The organism is Rhizobium sp. BK275 (genome assembly GCF_014193555.1).
Classification (GTDB): Bacteria; Pseudomonadota; Alphaproteobacteria; order Rhizobiales; family Rhizobiaceae; genus Rhizobium.
On the sequence record NZ_JACHZL010000007.1, the window covers coordinates 268,061 to 283,799 of the forward strand.

10 protein-coding genes are annotated in these 15,739 nt (G+C 62.3%); 7 read left to right on the forward strand and 3 right to left on the reverse strand.

Features of this window, described 5'->3' with window-relative positions; genetic code table 11:
- Window positions 1–9 precede the first annotated feature (9 nt).
- Window positions 10–1,230 carry an MFS transporter gene (locus FHT82_RS22520; RefSeq protein ID WP_183734894.1) on the forward strand — a complete coding sequence of 407 codons (1,221 nt, stop codon included), beginning with the start codon at window positions 10–12 and terminating at the stop codon, window positions 1,228–1,230.
- Here the strand turns inward: FHT82_RS22520 and dgcA are convergent.
- Complete coding sequence (gene dgcA / locus FHT82_RS22525; RefSeq protein WP_183734895.1) at window positions 1,182–2,165, reverse strand: N-acetyl-D-Glu racemase DgcA; 984 nt, start codon at window positions 2,163–2,165, stop codon at window positions 1,182–1,184. The genes FHT82_RS22520 and dgcA overlap by 49 nt on opposite strands.
- A 101-nt stretch (window positions 2,166–2,266) precedes the next feature.
- Between dgcA and FHT82_RS22530 the strand changes: the two genes are divergently transcribed.
- From FHT82_RS22530 to FHT82_RS22545, 4 genes are all read left to right on the forward strand, one after another.
- Complete coding sequence (locus tag FHT82_RS22530; RefSeq protein ID WP_183735100.1) at window positions 2,267–3,436, forward strand: MlaE family lipid ABC transporter permease subunit; 1,170 nt, start codon at window positions 2,267–2,269, stop codon at window positions 3,434–3,436.
- Between the two features lies 1 nt (window position 3,437).
- The gene (locus tag FHT82_RS22535) at window positions 3,438–4,289 is read left to right on the forward strand and encodes an ABC transporter ATP-binding protein (RefSeq protein WP_183734896.1); all 852 of its coding nucleotides are present in this window, start codon (window positions 3,438–3,440) and stop codon (window positions 4,287–4,289) included.
- A gap of 9 nt (window positions 4,290–4,298) precedes the next feature.
- Entirely contained in the window at window positions 4,299–5,669 is a 1,371-nt protein-coding gene (locus FHT82_RS22540; protein WP_183734897.1) for an MlaD family protein, read from the forward strand.
- A 113-nt stretch (window positions 5,670–5,782) separates the two neighbouring features.
- Window positions 5,783–6,397 carry an ABC-type transport auxiliary lipoprotein family protein gene (locus FHT82_RS22545; RefSeq protein WP_183734898.1) on the forward strand — a complete coding sequence of 205 codons (615 nt, stop codon included), beginning with the start codon at window positions 5,783–5,785 and terminating at the stop codon, window positions 6,395–6,397.
- 80 nt (window positions 6,398–6,477) lie between these two features.
- On the opposite strand, the gene FHT82_RS22550 is transcribed toward FHT82_RS22545, so the two are convergent.
- Both FHT82_RS22550 and FHT82_RS22555 read right to left on the reverse strand, forming a co-directional pair.
- Entirely contained in the window at window positions 6,478–7,344 is an 867-nt protein-coding gene (locus FHT82_RS22550; RefSeq protein ID WP_183734899.1) for a D-alanyl-D-alanine carboxypeptidase family protein, read from the reverse strand.
- A gap of 180 nt (window positions 7,345–7,524) precedes the next feature.
- Entirely contained in the window at window positions 7,525–14,358 is a 6,834-nt protein-coding gene (locus FHT82_RS22555; protein ID WP_183734900.1) for a hypothetical protein, read from the reverse strand.
- A gap of 464 nt (window positions 14,359–14,822) precedes the next feature.
- On the opposite strand from FHT82_RS22555, the gene FHT82_RS22560 reads away from it, so the two are divergent.
- A complete protein-coding gene (locus FHT82_RS22560; RefSeq protein WP_183734901.1) occupies window positions 14,823–15,194 on the forward strand; it encodes an Hpt domain-containing protein in 372 nt (123 codons plus the stop codon).
- A 202-nt stretch (window positions 15,195–15,396) separates the two neighbouring features.
- Window positions 15,397–15,717 carry a 2Fe-2S iron-sulfur cluster-binding protein gene (locus FHT82_RS22565; protein ID WP_183734902.1) on the forward strand — a complete coding sequence of 107 codons (321 nt, stop codon included), beginning with the start codon at window positions 15,397–15,399 and terminating at the stop codon, window positions 15,715–15,717.
- The last annotated feature ends 22 nt before the right edge of the window (window positions 15,718–15,739 follow it).

Below are 15,739 nucleotides of genomic sequence, written 5' to 3' on the forward strand. Positions count from 1 at the left end.
AGGTCCACCATGATTCCCGCACAAAATCCCTTAACAGGTGAGGGAGCGCCGCCGCGCTTCCGGCTGTTCAGCGCGCTTTGCTACAGCGCGCCGCTGCTGGTCAACGGTATCGTCCTGCCCTTCTTCCCCGTCTGGCTTTCGACTCACCAGTTCAATGATCATCAGATCGGCACCATCCTCGCCGTGCCGATGGTGGTGCGCGTTCTCGTCGCGCCGATCGTGGCGGTCTTTGCCGACCGCATGCAGGAGCGGGCGCATGTGCTTTTATGGTCGGGCATCCTGTCGCTCCTGACGGCGATCGCGCTCTACTGGACGGCGGATTTCTGGCCGGTGCTGATCGTCTTTGCGCTGCAGGGCGCGACGTTTGCGCCCTATGTGCCGGTCGTCGAATCGATCGTGATTTCGGGTGTGCGCCGCTGGGGGCTCGATTACGGCTCCATGCGCGTCTGGGGCTCTATCGCTTTCATCATTTCAACGCTCGTCGGCGGTGAGCTGGTCGGGCGCTGGGGCGGCGAAATGGTGCTGCCCGTGATGATCTTCGGCTTCGTCTTGACCATCACGATGGCGATATTCTGTCCGCGCATCGGGCCGACGCGGCGGCGCGGTCAGCCGATCAATCTTCCGGCGACGACGGGCAGCGGGCTTCGCGAGCCGCATCTGCTCCTGTTGCTGCTCGGCGTTTCAATCCAGCAGGCGAGCCATGCGCTGCTCAACGCCTTTTCCTCGATCTACTGGCACCAGCTCGGCTTTTCCGGCACGGAGGTCGGAATCCTCTGGAGCGCAGGGGTTGCCTCCGAAGTAACGGTGTTCTTCCTGTCACGGCGCCTCAACCGCCGCTTCAATGCCTGGACGCTGATTCGTTTCGGCTGTGCCGTCAGCGTGTGCCGCTGGGTGTTCTTCCCGACGGAGACGAGTTTCATCGGCTTCTTCGCGCTGCAATGCCTGCATGGCTTTACCTATGCCTTCGTGCATACGGGCGTGCAGCGGCGCATCGTTGCCACCGTGCAGGAAACACAGGAAGCCTCGGCTCAGGGCGCCTATTTCTTCTATATCGGCATGGCTTCAGGCCTGATGACCATCGCGTCAGGCTATATCTATTCGGCGCTCGGGCTGAACAGCTATTACGTCATGGCCTGTGTTGCCGCCTTCGGGCTCGCCATCGTCATCATCGCCTATTACCTTCAGCCCCAGAGGCTGGCTTCGGGCGGGAATACGAGGGAGCCGGCATAGTTTAGGCCGGGTTCTCGGTCGCGGGCAAGCAGCAGCGGGCCGTCGAGATCGACAAAATCGGCGTCCTGCGCCAGCAATACGGCCGGCGCCATGGCAAGCGAGGTGCCGACCATGCAGCCGATCATAATCGAAAAGCCTAACCGCTGCCCCTCGGCCTTCATTTCCAGCGCCTCCGTCAGGCCGCCCGTCTTGTCGAGCTTGATGTTAACAGCGTCATAGCGGTCAGCAAGGCTTGCGAGATCGCCGGTGTGATGGACGCTCTCATCGGCACAAACGAGAACATGGCGGGCGATCTCCGCCAGCATGTCGTCGCGGCCGGCCGGCAGAGGCTGTTCCACGAGGGCAATATTGGCTTCGGCAGCGATGCGCAGGTGGTGTTCCAACCTGTCTTCCGGCCAGCCTTCATTGGCGTCGAGAATGATGGCGGCATCGGGGGCCGCCGCACGCACGGCACGGATGCGGCTTTCGTCATCGCCGGTGCCGACCTTGACCTTGAGGAGGGGACGTTGCGCATGTTCGCGCGCCTGCGCTGCCATCACATCGGGCTCGCCGAGCGAGATCGTATAGGCCGTGGTCAGCGGTTTCAGCTTGCGCAGATCAAGGCGGGAGGCGACGCTCTTGCCCGAGAGTTTGGCTTCCAGATCCCAGAGCGCGCAATCGACGGCGTTGCGGGCAGCGCCCAGCGGCATGGCGTGCAGCAGTTCTTCGCGCGAAATACCTCCCTCGATCAACGGTCGAGCCGATTCGATCTGCGCCAGAACGCTTTCCATCGTCTCGCCATAGCGGCGATAGGGCACACATTCGCCGAGCCCCTTGGCTCCCGATTCCGTCAACGTGCAGGTGATCACGTCCGCAGAGGTTTTTGTCCCTCTGGAAATGGTGAAAGAGCCCGCAATCGGGAATGAATTCATCTGGATATCAAGATGGCGCGGCATATTTGCTCTCCTGCGAGCATGGAAATTGTGCGTTGCTTCTGTATATTAACGCGCCGGGCGGCGAATACCATGTTCGCGAGTCGGGACTGTCGCTGCAAGCATTGAAAGACACAAGTATTTTGAAGTCCGAGAAACGCAACGCCGCCTCGCTGCATGTGGACGACCGAGCCGGGGGCTCGGGTCAGCATGTGCATCTTGAAGGCAACTGGCGCAGCGCCAACATCCATCTCGTCCTGCAGGATTTCGAGAAGCTGTCACGCAACAACAGCGGTGACCTGACACTCGATCTTGCCAATGTCACCGATATCGACACCGCCGGCATCTGGCTTCTTTGCCGGCTAAAGAAAAAGCAGGAAGAGGCGGGGCGAACGGTTCACTTCGAGGGCACGAGCCAGCATATCGACGAGTTGATCGCCACCTTCTCCAAGGAGCCTGAAAAGCAGGAGCCCGAGCAGAAGGAGAAGCTGTCGATCGCCGAGCGCATCCTCGCACCGATCGGGCGGATGACCCTCGATGTCTGGGACAATGTCGCCGCCTCCATGTATATCCTCGGCTCGGCGGTGCGCGGCGCGCAGATGAAATTCGGCCGCGGCAGCGGCGTTTCGCCGGCCTCGATCGTCAACCAGATCGATCATATGGGCGTGCGCGCCGTTCCAATCATCCTGCTGATGTCCTTCCTGATCGGTGCGATCATCGCGCAGCAGGGAGCCTTCCAGCTTCGCTATTTCGGTGCCGAGATCTTCGTCGTCGATCTCGTCGGCATCCTGCAGCTGCGTGAGATCGGCGTGCTTCTGACCGCGATCATGATTGCCGGCCGTTCGGGCAGCGCGATCACCGCCGAAATCGGCTCCATGAAGATGCGCGAGGAAGTCGACGCGCTGAAGGTGATGGGCCTCAACCCGATCGGCGTGCTGATCTTCCCGCGGCTGGTGGCATTAACGGTTGCGCTGCCGCTCCTGACCATCATTGCCAACTTCGCCTCGTTGGCGGGTGCGGCTGCAGTCGCCTATCTGTATTCGGGCATTACCTTTGCCACCTTCCTGTCGCGCCTGCATGAGGCCGTGACGCTTTCGACCGTATTGGCCGGCATGATCAAGGCGCCCTTCATGGCGCTCGTCATCGGCATCGTTGCAGCCGTCGAGGGGCTGAAAGTCGGCGGCAGCGCCGAATCGCTCGGCCAGCATGTGACGGCTTCCGTCGTGAAGGCGATTTTCGTCGTCATCCTGATGGACGGGCTTTTTGCGATGTTCTATGCAGCGATCGATTTCTGACATGGCGGGCGGCGTGGATCAGCAACCGATCGAGACGACCAAGAACGGGAACCGGGATGTCGTGCTGTCGGCGCGCGACGTCACGGTCGGTTTCGGACCCAAAGTGGTTCTCGACAAGCTCAACCTCGATATCTACCGCGGTGAAATCCTCGGCTTCGTCGGCGCTTCGGGCACCGGCAAATCGGTGCTGATGCGCACGGTGCTTCGCCTGCTGCCGCGCCGCTCCGGCACCATCAAGATTCTCGGCCAGGATTTCGACGAGCTGGACGAGCCGGAACGCAATGCGCTCGACATGCGTCTCGGCGTCCTCTTCCAGCAGGGCGCACTCTTCTCCTCGCTGACGGTGAAGGAGAATATCCAGGTGCCGATGCGCGAATATCTCGACCTGCCCGTTACACTGATGGATGAGCTCGCGCATTTGAAGATCCGCATGGTGGGCCTCGCCGCTGACGCTGCCGACAAATATCCTTCCGAGCTTTCGGGCGGTATGATCAAGCGCGCAGCGCTTGCCCGCGCGCTGGCGCTCGATCCCGAGCTCGTCTTCCTCGACGAGCCGACATCGGGCCTTGATCCCATTGGCGCGGCGGAATTCGACGAGCTGATCGCCAATCTGCGCGATAGCCTGGGGTTAACCGTTTATATGGTGACCCACGACCTCGACAGCCTGTTTTCGGTCTGCGACCGTATTGCCGTGCTTGGAAAGAAGCGGGTAATGGTGGAAGGAACGATCGACGACATGCTGGCCTACGACGATCCGTGGGTTCAGGCCTACTTCAAGGGCAAGCGCGCGCGTTCGATCGTGCCGCAGGACGATGCGCCGGCGGCCCGGGCGCGGCATGACAGCGGGAAGTGACCGGAGACGATGGAAACCAAAGCCAATTACACGATCGTCGGTTTTTTCACCGTTCTGGTGATCGCTGCCGCATTCGGCTTCGTCTACTGGATGGCGGAATATGGCCGTAGCGGGCCGATGGCCGAGCTGATCGTACGCATTCCGGGCTCCGCCAACGGGTTGAGCGTCGGCTCGCCGGTGCGTTTCAACGGCATCCAGGTCGGTTCGGTGCTGACGCTCTCCATCGATGCCGACGACCCGCAATATTCGCTGGCCTTTACCGAAGTACGCTCGGATGCGCCGATCTATCCATCCACCAAGGCGGCCCTTGAAATCCAGGGCCTGACGGGTGCGGCCTATATCGAGCTTTCGGGCGGCCGCAAGGAAGACAAGAATATTCTTCAGCAGGCGCTGGAAAGCGGCAAGCGCGCCGTAATCGTCGCAGACCAGTCGAGCGTCACCAATCTGCTTGCGACCGCCGACAAGATCCTCGACCGCGCCAATGATGCCGTTGGCGAAGTGCAGGGCTTCGTGCGCGATGCACGCGGGCCGTTGACCAAGACATTGCAGAATGCCGAGACCTTCTCGGATGCGATCGCCAAGAATTCGGGCAATATCGACAGCTTCCTGCAGAGCGTGGGCGATCTCTCCAATACGGTGCGCAATGTCTCTGGCCGTGTCGATTCGACACTTGCGGCCGTTGAGGATCTGGTGAAGGCGGTCGACGCGAAGAAGATCAACACGATCCTGAGCAATGCCGAGAAGGTGAGCCGTGACATAGCCGACGCCTCCGGCGATCTGAAGGGGCTCGTCGACAAGGTCGACCAGACGGTGACGACCTACAACGAATTCGGCAAGAAGGCACAGGTGACACTCGATCGCGTCGATACACTGGTCGCCGCCATCGACACCAACAAGGTGAAGGGTTCGGTGGACGATATCGCCCAGGCGACCAAGGATGCGCGCACCGCTGTCGCCTCGATCCGCGATGTCACCGATACGGTCAGAGACCGCAAGAAAGACATCGATCAGACGATCCAGGACGTCCAGCAGATGGCGAACAAGCTGAACTCGGCTTCGACGCGCGTCGACGGCATCCTCATCAAGGTCGATGCGCTGCTTGGCTCAGACAATACGAATTCGCTCTTCACCGAGGCGCGCGCGACACTCGCATCCTTCAAGAAGGTCGCCGACAGCGTCAATGCGCGCATCGGGCCGATCGCCGACAATCTGCAGCGCTTCTCGGGCAGCGGGCTCAGTGACGTCCAGACGCTGGTCAACGAGCTGCGCGGCACGGCGAACAATCTCAACAATGCCATCAGCAATTTCGACCAGAACCCGCAGCGGATCATTTTCGGCGGGCCGACGGTCAAGCAATATGACGGGCGCACGCGGCGTTGAAGCAGTTCCAGCAAAAGTGCGTAGCGGTTTTGCGTCCGGAATTGCGGAGAAACAGACAGCAGTTTCAGTCAGGAATTGCGGGAAATAAGAACAGAGGTCAGGGGTAGCGTAATATGGGTCTATCGCATGTGATGTCGCGCCGTTCCTGGATCCGTGGAACGGCGATTATTTTGCCGCTGACGGCAGCACTTCTCGCAGGTTGCGGAACGGCGGCGAAGAACGACACCTACGATCTCTCTGCAGCCACGGTCGATGGCACCGGTCCGTCGGCCAAGAACAAGCAGATCCTGATTGCCGATCCGACGGCGCTGAAGGCGCTGAACAGCGACCAGATCGTCATCCGCGTTTCGCCCTCGGAAATTCAGTATCTGTCGCGCTCGCAGTGGAGCGATACGCTGCCGCGCATGGTGCAGTCGAAGCTCGTCCAGGCCTTCGAGAATTCCGGAAAGCTCGGCGGCGTCGGAAAGCCGGGGCAGGGACTGGCGATCGACTATCAGGTCGTGACCGACATCCGCTCCTTCGAGATCGACGCAGCGTCCGGCAACAAGGCTGTGGTGGAGATTTCCGCCAAGATCCTCAACGATCGAAACGGCACCGTGCGTGCCCAGCAGGTCTTCCGGGCCACCGCTCCGGCCGGCGGCGACAACGTGAGTTTCGTCAAGGGGTTAGGCCGTGCCTTTACATCGGTCACCGACCAGATTGTTGGCTGGACGCTGACGTCGATCTAAGCCCCTTCTCTTTACAAAAATAAGGCCCGAAACCGTCAGACGGTTTCGGGCCTTATTCGTTCCTGACTTGTCTGTACAGTTTACTTGGTCGGCTGGGCGTCCGTCATCGTCGGGTTGCCGCCTGTCGCCGATGCGGTCGCGGTCGAAGCCGACGGCAGATAGCTGTCGAGCAGGCCGGCCATCTTGTCGTCACGCAGGTTTGCGGTCTTTTCGCCCATGACGACGCCGACGACGCGGCGGCCGTCCTTGGCGGCCGAGGTCACGACGTTATAGCCCGACGCGTCGGTGAAGCCGGTCTTGATGCCGTCGACGCCGTTATAGCGATACATGAGATTGTTGTGGCCGCGCAGCTTCATGCCGCGGAACTGGAAGCCGCGCATGGAGAAGAGCTTGAACTCCTCCGGGAAGTCGCGCATCAGCGAAACGCCAAGTGTGGCCATATCGCGCGCGGTGGTGACCTGTTCCGGGTCCGGCAGGCCCGACGGGTTCTTGAAGACGGTGTCCTTCATGCCGAGTTCACGGGCCTTTTCCGTCATCAGCGTGCCAAAGGCCTGTTCGGAACCGCCGAGCTGTTCGGCGAGCGCTACAGCGGAATCATTGGCCGAGAGCACCACGATGCTTTCGACAGCCTCCTTGACCGTGACCTTGCGGCCGGCACCGACAGCGAGCTTGAAGGGCTCCTTGCTCTCGGCATTTTCCGACATGCTGATCTTCTGGTCCCAGGTCAGGCGTTTGTCATGCAGCGCCTGGAAGGTGAGGTAGAGCGTCATCATCTTCGTCAGTGATGCGGGATAATTCAGATCGTCCTGGTTGGAGGCTTCGAGAACCTGGCCGGTCTGCACGTCCACCAGAAAACTTGCCTGGCCGGCTTCTGCCTGAATGAACGCGCCCAGAAGAAATGCGGACGAGAAGGCGGCGGCTATCAGCCGGGAGGTCGTCTTGGTCATCAATATCTACGGTCTCTGTCGTGGCAAGCGGGTGGCTTGGTGATTGGTCTGGCCGGGGTCACCCCGTTCGACCCATGCGGATCAGGGATGTTTGTGACGGAATGAGGGAGCCGCGGCAATAAAAAAGGGCCATCCACAGATGACCCCTTTGTCTCACCATGTCAGGTTTTGCCCGATAACTCAGTTCAACCGGCCCGCCGCATGGGCCAGCATCGTATAGACCTTGCCGGTGTCGGAGGTCAGGTAGGACTGCGTCACCGTACGGTTCGGATCGGTGCGGGCGACATCGGCGAGCAGCTTTTCGAAATCGCCGATGTAGCGGTCGACGGCGGTACGGAATTCGGGCTCGCGATCATACTTGCGCTTGATCTCGTCGAAGGTCTGCTGGCCCTTCAGCGTGTAGAGGCGACGGGTGAAGACGTCGCGCTCGCCGCGCTGGTAGCGGCGCCACAGGTCGACCGAGGCGTCATGATCGATGGCGCGGGCGATATCGACCGAGAGCGAATTCAGCGATTCAACGACATGGCGCGGGTTGCGGCTGTCATTGGCGCGCTGGGCGGGAGCAGGGGCCGGAGCGGCCGCTTCGGCAGCGGGGCGGGCCGGAGCACGCGAAGCCTCTTCGGCCTCTTCACGCGAGGCGCCGCGCAGGAGATCGCTGATCCAGCCGCCGCCAGCGCCTTCCGTGCGCGAGGCTTCCTGGCGAACTGGAGCAGGGGCCGGCTGCGGAGCCTGGGCGACCGGGCGCTGCTGCTGAGCGGGTGCAGGAGCCGGAGCGGGCGCTGCGGCCGGGGCTGGCGAAATAGTGCCGCGCAGGCCCATGGATTCGATCGACTGGCGCGCAGTCGGTGCCGGCTGCGGGGCAGGCGCCGTCGGGATCACCGGCTGGGTAACGCGCGGAGCAGGCTCGGCCTGGGCAAGCGTGCGGGCGACCGGCTCGGAGAGTTCGAGCCGCTGGCTGGAGCGGCCGACGATCTGCGAAATATCCTGCAGGGCCTTGATCTGCTCGGCGACGGCCCGGCGCATGGCAGACGCGCTTTCCTTGGCTTCTTCCGGCAGGTCGAAGGCGCCGCGCTTCAGTTCGGCGCGGGTGGTGTCGAGTTCGCTGCGGATATCGGCTGCGGAGCGGCGGATTTCCTCAGTTGCGCCCGAGAAGCGGCTGACGGCTTCATCGATTGCATCGCGGAGCGACTCACGCAGGTTCTGCGCCGCACTGTCTGAGGCGCGGCCTGCTTCGCCGAGCATGCGCTCGACTTCCGAGAGCGAGGCCGTCAACCCGCCGCGCAGGCGGTTGGAAAGATCGCCGGAGCGGCGCTCGACATTGGCAAAGCTGCTGTCGATCGTCGCATTGGCTTCCTCGCCGGCACGGCTGATCGCCTCGCGCATGGCGGAGGCGGCATCTTCGGCGCGCTTTTCGGTATCGGCGAGCACACGGCCGATGTCGGCGAAGGAGGCCTGGACGCTCTGGCGCAGCGTGCCGGTGACCTGGTTGGAACGCTGTTCGGCGCGCTCGAAGACCGTCTCGATCATGCCGCCGAGGCCGCGCATGGTCTTTTCGATCTCGCCCGAGCGCTGGACGAGGCCGGCCGCCAGCGTCTGCAGGGCGTCTTCGCGCTCTTCCAGCGTAGAGACGAGGCCCGACTGGGCGGCGGCAAGGAGATGCGAGGCCTGGCCCAGAACCTTCGAGTGATCGTCGAAGCGACCGATGATGCTGCCAACCTGGGCGAGCGTCTGGCCTGATATATCCGACAGGCGGTCGACCTTGCCTTCGAGAAGGCGGGTGGAGGCAGACACCATTTCGGCGGCCTTGGCGGCGGAGTCCGTGAAGCGCGAGGTCGTGTCACTGAGACGTCCGTCGACGCCGGTCAGCTGGTCGGCGGCACGCGTCATCATCATGGCCATGGCGGCACTGCTTTCCGACAGTCGCTGGACGAGGCCATTGACGTTGTTCGTCAGGCTGTTCTCAATGGCGGCGACGGCATTGGCGACGTTTTCGGCACGCGCTGCGACGGCCTGGGTGACTGCGTCACTTTCCGCGCGCAGGCGCTCGGCGCTGAGGCTTGCGGCCGCGGTGATGCGGGCAGCGGCTTCCTGGCCGGCATCGGTGTAGCGGTCGATGATCGGGCGCGCGGTCTCGTCGAGGATGCGCGTCAGTTCGGTGGAGCGGCCGGCCAGCATGGAATTCAATTCGCGTGTGCGCTCGTCGAGCGTTGCGCGGATCGAGCTGCCGCGGGCTTCCAGCGCCTTGTCGATATCGGTGAGTGTCGTATCGATCTCGCGGGCACGCTGCTCCAGGCTGGAGCGGATGATGCTGGTGCGGGCTTCGAGCGCGCGGTCGACATCAGCCATGCTCGATGTGATCTGACTGCCGGCATCCGTCAGGGTCGAGCGGATCGAATTACCGTGCGCTTCCAGCGTCTGGCCGGCATCGGCAAGCGCGTGATTGATGGCGCTGACCTGGCTGCTGACGATACTTTCTGCTTCCGCCACCTTGCTGACGATCACGTTGCCGGCCTCGGAGAAGGTCTGGGCAACGGCAGCAGCCTGGCCGGCGAGGCGGCTCTGTGCCTCAGCGACGCGGTTGACGATCTGCGAGGAGCGCTCTTCCATGGCTTCGGCGAACTGCTGGCCGGTCCGGCTGAGCAGTTCCGAGGACTTCGTGGCTTCGCCATCCATGCCTTCGGCAGCTTCGGCAACGGCGCTGCGCAGGCTTGCGGCGAGACCCGCGGCCTTGCCTTCGATCGTGCGGTTGACGGCATCCAGACCGACGGTCAGAGCGCGGTCCATGGTGGAGAGACGTTCTTCGATGCGCGCGTTGCCGCGATCCATCATGTCGCTCAGTGCCGCGGTGCGGCCATCGATCGATTGCGCCATGGTCGCGCTGCTGCTGTCGAGCGTTTCAGCAAGATGTGCCCGGCGGCTGTCCAGAGCCTGCGTGAGGTTTGCACTGCTGTTGTCGAGGGCCTGGGTGAGGTTGGCAATGCCGGCATGCAATGCTTCCGTCAGGCTGGCAGCGCGGCTATCGAGGGCCTCGGTCAGGCTGGTGCTGCGGCTGTCGAGCGCATGCGTCAGATTTGCGGCGCTGTTGCCGAGCGTTGTGGCGATGCGCTGGGCTGTGTCGTCGCCGATCGCGCCGAGGCGGGAGATACCGTCGCTCAGCACGCCGGAGAGATGATTGCCTGCCGCATCGACCTTATCGGCCACGCCGCCGACGCCATCGGCGATGCGAGCCTCGATGGCGGCAAGTCCGGCTTCGACGCGAGCGCCGGTTTCAGTGAACCGACCGGTGAGATTGTCGACGGAATGGTCGAGATGGCCGGAGAAATCGGCGGCGGAACGCGAGATCGTGTTGGCGGCTTCCTGGAAGCGGCCAGCGATTTGGCCCGCGCTTTCGCGCATGCGGTTCTCGAGCGTCTGGGCGCTGTTGTCGATCGCCTGGCGGATCGCGGCCTCGCGATCTTCCAGCGACATTTCGAGCATGCCGATGCTCGTCGCAACCGACGTACCGATCGAGGTCGCCTGTTCGGAGAGCGTGTCGTTGATGAGGTTATGGGCCTCGGTCAGCGACAGGGTGATGGCATTGGTGCGATCGTCGAGCGTGGCGCGGATGCGGTCATGCGCGGCTTCGAGACCACCTTCGATGTTGTTTGCGGCATCGTTCGCAACGCTGCCCAGACGCTGCTGCGCATCGGTGAGGCTATCCTCGATGCGGCCCGTCATGCTGCCGATGATGCCTTCCATGCGAGCGCCACCGGCATCCAGAGCTTCCGAAAGCGTAGCGCTGTGCTCGGCGAGCGCGGTTTCGAGACGCGCCTGATTGTCCGTATAGGCGGCGCGGATCGCTTCCGTGCGGTCGGCAAAGGCGCCGGCAACACGCTCTTCGGCACTGGCAACAGTGTCCATGATGGCGTTGCTGCGGTTTTCGAGCGCGGATTCGAAGCGGCTCTGGCCGTCGTCGAGCGAAATGGCGAGCGCCATGGTCTTTTCGTCGAGCGTATCGGACAGGCGGTCGGCGCTGTTGGTGACGGCATGGACGATGGATTCGGCGCGACTGGCGAGCGCTTCCTCGATGCGGAGCTGGCTTTCGCCGAGCGATGCGGCGATCCGGTCATGGGTGCCAGCGGCCGCATTGACGAGAGCGTCAGCACCCGCCGTCAGCGTGTCTTCCAGGCGGTTCTGGCTCTCGTTCAGCGAGATGGCAAGCGCCATTGCCTTTTCGTCGAGCGTTTCGGCGAGGCGGTCATGTGTGCCCGATACGGCATTGATGAGCGCTTCCGAATGCGTCGACAGCGTGTCTTCGATGCGCGCCTGCGTTTCGTTCAGCGAAATGCCGAGCGCCATTGCCTTTTCGTCAAGGGTTTCGGCGAGGCGGTCATGTGTGCCCGATACGGCATTGATGAGCGCTTCCGAATGCGTCGACAGCGTGTCTTCGATGCGCGCCTGCGTTTCGTTCAGCGAAATGCCGAGCGCCATTGCCCGTTCATCCAGTGTCTCGGCGAGACGGTCATGCGTGCTGGAAACGGCGCCGAGCAGCGCCTCAGAACGGGTCGCCAGCGTGTCGTCGATGCGCGCCTGACCTTCGTTCAGCGAAATCGCAAGCGCCATCGCCTTTTCATCGAGCGTGTCGGAGAGGCGGTCATGCGTGCCGGAAACCGCATCGACGATGGCCTTCGAGTGGCTCGCAAGCGTATCGTCGATACGGGCCTGGCCCTCGTTCAGCGAGATGGCAAGCGCCATCGCCTTTTCATCGAGCGTGTCGGAGAGGCGGTCATGTGTGCCGGAAACGGCTGATATGAGCGATTCCGAATGGGTCGACAGCGTGTCTTCGATGCGCGACTGCGTCTCGTTCAGCGAAATCGCCAGCGCCATGGCCTTCTCGTCGAGGGTTTCGGCGAGACGGTCATGCGTGCCCGAGACGGTATTGATGATGGCTTCGGAACGGCTCGTGAGCGCTTCGTCGAAGCGGGCGTGGTGGTCCGCGAGTGCGCCGATCAAGGCGCCGCCGCGTTCGGCCATCACGCTGTCGAGGCCGGTATGGGCAGTCTTCAGCGCATCGGTGATTTCAGCGGCGCGGGCGGCGAGAACGCTGCTCAGCTCTTCGGCGCGACCGCCGAATGCGCCCGTGACCTTTTCGGTGCCGCTGTCGATGGCAGCGGCGAGTTCGGTCGTGGTCGACTGCAGCGTTTCGCGGAATTCGCTCGCCCGGGCGGCAAGGTTGTTCTGCAGATCGGAGGTACCGGCGGCGAGCGCCAGCGAGATTTCCGACGTAGCGTTGCCGAGGGTGGAGCTGAGCTCGCCGGTGCGGGTCGTCAGCGCCGAGGTAATCTCTTCCGCACGGCTGGCAAGCGTGCCTTCCAGCACTTCCTGGCCGGTTGCAAAGGCGGTCGCCAGCGCCAGCGACTGCTCGGTCATGGACGTGCCGAGGCGATCGATATTGGAATTGAGGATGTTATCGATGGAATCGGCGTTGCCCGACAGCGTCTCGTTGATACGAGTAAGGCTCTCGATGAGCTTGGTGTCGAGCGAACCGGCGCGCTTGTCGAAGGCGTCGGTAAATTCGGCGACGCGTTCGTCGAAGGCAGTCGAAAGATGGGCGACGGTCGTCTGCAGGCGCTCCTCGAAGAAGCCGGAGCGCACGTCGAGATCCATGACGGCATCGTCGGCCGTCGATTGCAGGCTCTGGCGGAAGCTCGAACCCTTTTCGTCGAGTGCGGCGTTCAGGCGGAAAAGCACGTCATCAAGCGTGCCGCCGATCGTGCGTTCGCCCGTCGTAAGGCTCTCATTGATCTCGCGGGTGCGCGAAATCAGGATCTCGTTGAGCTGCTGGGTGCGCTCTTGCAGCGCCGCATTCAGGCGCTCGGTGCTGGCGTCCATCGTCGAGGCGCGCGTCTCGAACTGGGTGAGCAGGCGCTCGCCATGTTCGTTGATCGTGTTGGTCAGCGCGTCCAGGCGGTTGTCGAATTCATTGCCGATCGCAAGACCCGAAGCGGTCAGCGTATGGAGCAGCGTATCGGTCTTGGCGGCCAGCAGCGTACCAAGCGACTGCATGGCGCTGTCCGACTTCTCCATGATCGCGGCAGCGCGCGTATCAATCAGCGAGGCGAAGGCTTCGCCCGAGGTCGCAAGACGGATGGCGATCTCTTCGGTGGCGAGCGACAGTTCTTCCTTGAGCTGGTCGTGGACGCCGGCGATGGAAGAGCGGATGCGATCGGCATGGTTGACGATCGCCTCGCGCTCGGAGCCGAGCTCGTGGACAAGGCCGCGAACGCGCAGTTCGTTATCTGCGTAGGAGCGCTCCAGCGCATTCACTTCGGAATGCACGAGCGTTTCGAGTTCGGAAGCACGCGCAATGGTGCGCTCGATGCCTTCGTTCATGGCCGAGACTTCGCGGCGCACGGCCTGGCCGACCGTCATGATGCGTTCAGACGCAATGGTTTCCGGCTCGGAAAGGCGCAGCGCAACCTCGGCCATGGACCGGGCGGCGTTGCGCATGTCCTGGGCACGCGAGATCATGATGGCGAAGGCATAGAACATCATGACCGGCACGACGATGCCGACGATGCCGGCGATCACGCCCGGCAGGGCGGCGAGATCGGTCAGCGAGCGGATCTGCGCGATCTGAGGCGCATAGAGCATGAACATCAGGCCGAGGCCGATGACCACCCACAGAATGGAGACGAGAGTGGCCGTGCGCAGGGCAGGGCGGCTGGAGCCGTTTTCCAGGGACTTCAGAAGCGAGGCAGGTGAATTGCGGCTGGCATCGTTGGCAGGGGCGAAGGCGGGTGCCCGCGATGCCTGCTGATCGCCTGTGCGGCCAGCGCGGCCGCGGCGGCGTTGTGCTTCTTCCTGGGCCTGATTACGGGCATTGGATGGGTCAGTCACATTAGCCTCCGGGGCGTGGGGCGCGTTACCGCGGCGGGACGGCACGTTTTCCTGGCCGAAATCGATCTGAAGCGCCTCGTCCAATGCCTTGAACGCTTTGTCCTCGATCGATTCATTGTACTTGTTATTCGCCATTCCGATACGCCTCACAATTCCCGGCAAGTCCGGCAGCGCATCCGGGCCACCGCCTTCGCCCGGAAAGAACCTTCGCCGTTCCAGCCTTCCATCCCACGACGGACGGATAAGCATGTCATTTCAGAGTAGATAGCCGATTTTTCAAACGAAAGGTATCAAAACACTACCATTATCCACTCTGACGGCAAAGGCGCGCGGCATGAGCCCGCCTCAACAGTATCGTAGTGACACATCTGGGTGGCTTACACAATTAATGAACCCTTGCGTTTGCGCCCTTCTTAACCTGTTGTTAACACCTTTAAATTTTGGATCCCGCCCAAAAGCCGATATTTTAGCGATGTTTAAGGGACGTTAACCATACAGTTAGATTTCCACCTCTGATGTGCCGGAATTTAACGGGATCGCCATTCTCCGACCGCACAACAGATGCAACCGCAGGCGATATAAGACGGGAGAATTGGCAAATGGCAGCAGTAAGCATTGCATTCGAAGCACCTGACAATTCCCACGGGCCTTCGCCTTCCAAGGTCCGGCCGATCGACCTTGTCCATCTTGCGCGCCAGACGATGGGCGACAAGACGGTGGAAATTGAAGTCCTCCAGATGTTTGCGCGCCAGGCGCGCGCCTGCCTGCAGGACATTGCAAGCGGCGAGTCCGCCAAGGTGGGCGCAGCAGCGCACCGCCTGAAGGGTGCCGCAAGCTCCATCGGCGCCTTCCGGGTTTCGCAGTCGGCGGAAGCCGTGGAAGAGAACAATGGCGACGCGACCGCCATGGCAGCCCTCGGTGCAGCCGTCGTCGATGCCGAGAATTTCATTCTGAAACTCTGCCGCGGATAAGGCAGGACAGGCTGAGAACGACCTAGGCCCGCTGTTCCATTAGGGAACGGCGGGTCTTTTTGCGACGTTCTTCATGACGCATCGGGAATGGCGCAGCCTTTGCGTATCTGCGAGGCTCAGGGCATCCGGCAATGTTGACTGACGCGCCGAATTGTCGGAAGAAAATCCGCCCATCTACGACCAAAGACCGGAAATAGTCCTGATGCCCAAACTTACCATCGTCGCCTTCGACGGAACGCGTTTCGATCTCGATGTCGATCAAGGCTCCACCGTAATGGAGAATGCGGTCCGCAATTCCGTGCCCGGCATCGAGGCCGAATGCGGCGGCGCCTGCGCCTGTGCAACCTGTCATGTCTATGTCGACGAACAATGGACGGAAATCGTCGGTCCGCCGGAAGCGATGGAAGAGGATATGCTGGATTTCGCCTTTGACGTGCGTCCAACTTCACGCCTTTCCTGTCAGATCAGGATGAAGGCTGCCTATGACGGCCTTACCGTGCATGTGCCGGAACGGCAGGCCTGATTTCTCACTGTTTTTGAGAACC

What these genes read in the sequence shown, in the direction of transcription:
- FHT82_RS22550 (WP_183734899.1), bottom strand. Translation starts at nt 7,344, where the DNA reads ATGACCAAGACGACCTCCCGGCTGATAGCCGCCGCCTTCTCGTCCGCA.
- dgcA (WP_183734895.1), bottom strand. Translation starts at nt 2,165, where the DNA reads ATGCCGCGCCATCTTGATATCCAGATGAATTCATTCCCGATTGCGGGC.
- FHT82_RS22545 (WP_183734898.1), top strand. Translation starts at nt 5,783, where the DNA reads ATGGGTCTATCGCATGTGATGTCGCGCCGTTCCTGGATCCGTGGAACG.
- FHT82_RS22560 (WP_183734901.1), top strand. Translation starts at nt 14,823, where the DNA reads ATGGCAGCAGTAAGCATTGCATTCGAAGCACCTGACAATTCCCACGGG.
- FHT82_RS22555 (WP_183734900.1), bottom strand. Translation starts at nt 14,358, where the DNA reads ATGGCGAATAACAAGTACAATGAATCGATCGAGGACAAAGCGTTCAAG.
- FHT82_RS22540 (WP_183734897.1), top strand. Translation starts at nt 4,299, where the DNA reads ATGGAAACCAAAGCCAATTACACGATCGTCGGTTTTTTCACCGTTCTG.
- FHT82_RS22535 (WP_183734896.1), top strand. Translation starts at nt 3,438, where the DNA reads ATGGCGGGCGGCGTGGATCAGCAACCGATCGAGACGACCAAGAACGGG.
- FHT82_RS22520 (WP_183734894.1), top strand. Translation starts at nt 10, where the DNA reads ATGATTCCCGCACAAAATCCCTTAACAGGTGAGGGAGCGCCGCCGCGC.
- FHT82_RS22565 (WP_183734902.1), top strand. Translation starts at nt 15,397, where the DNA reads ATGCCCAAACTTACCATCGTCGCCTTCGACGGAACGCGTTTCGATCTC.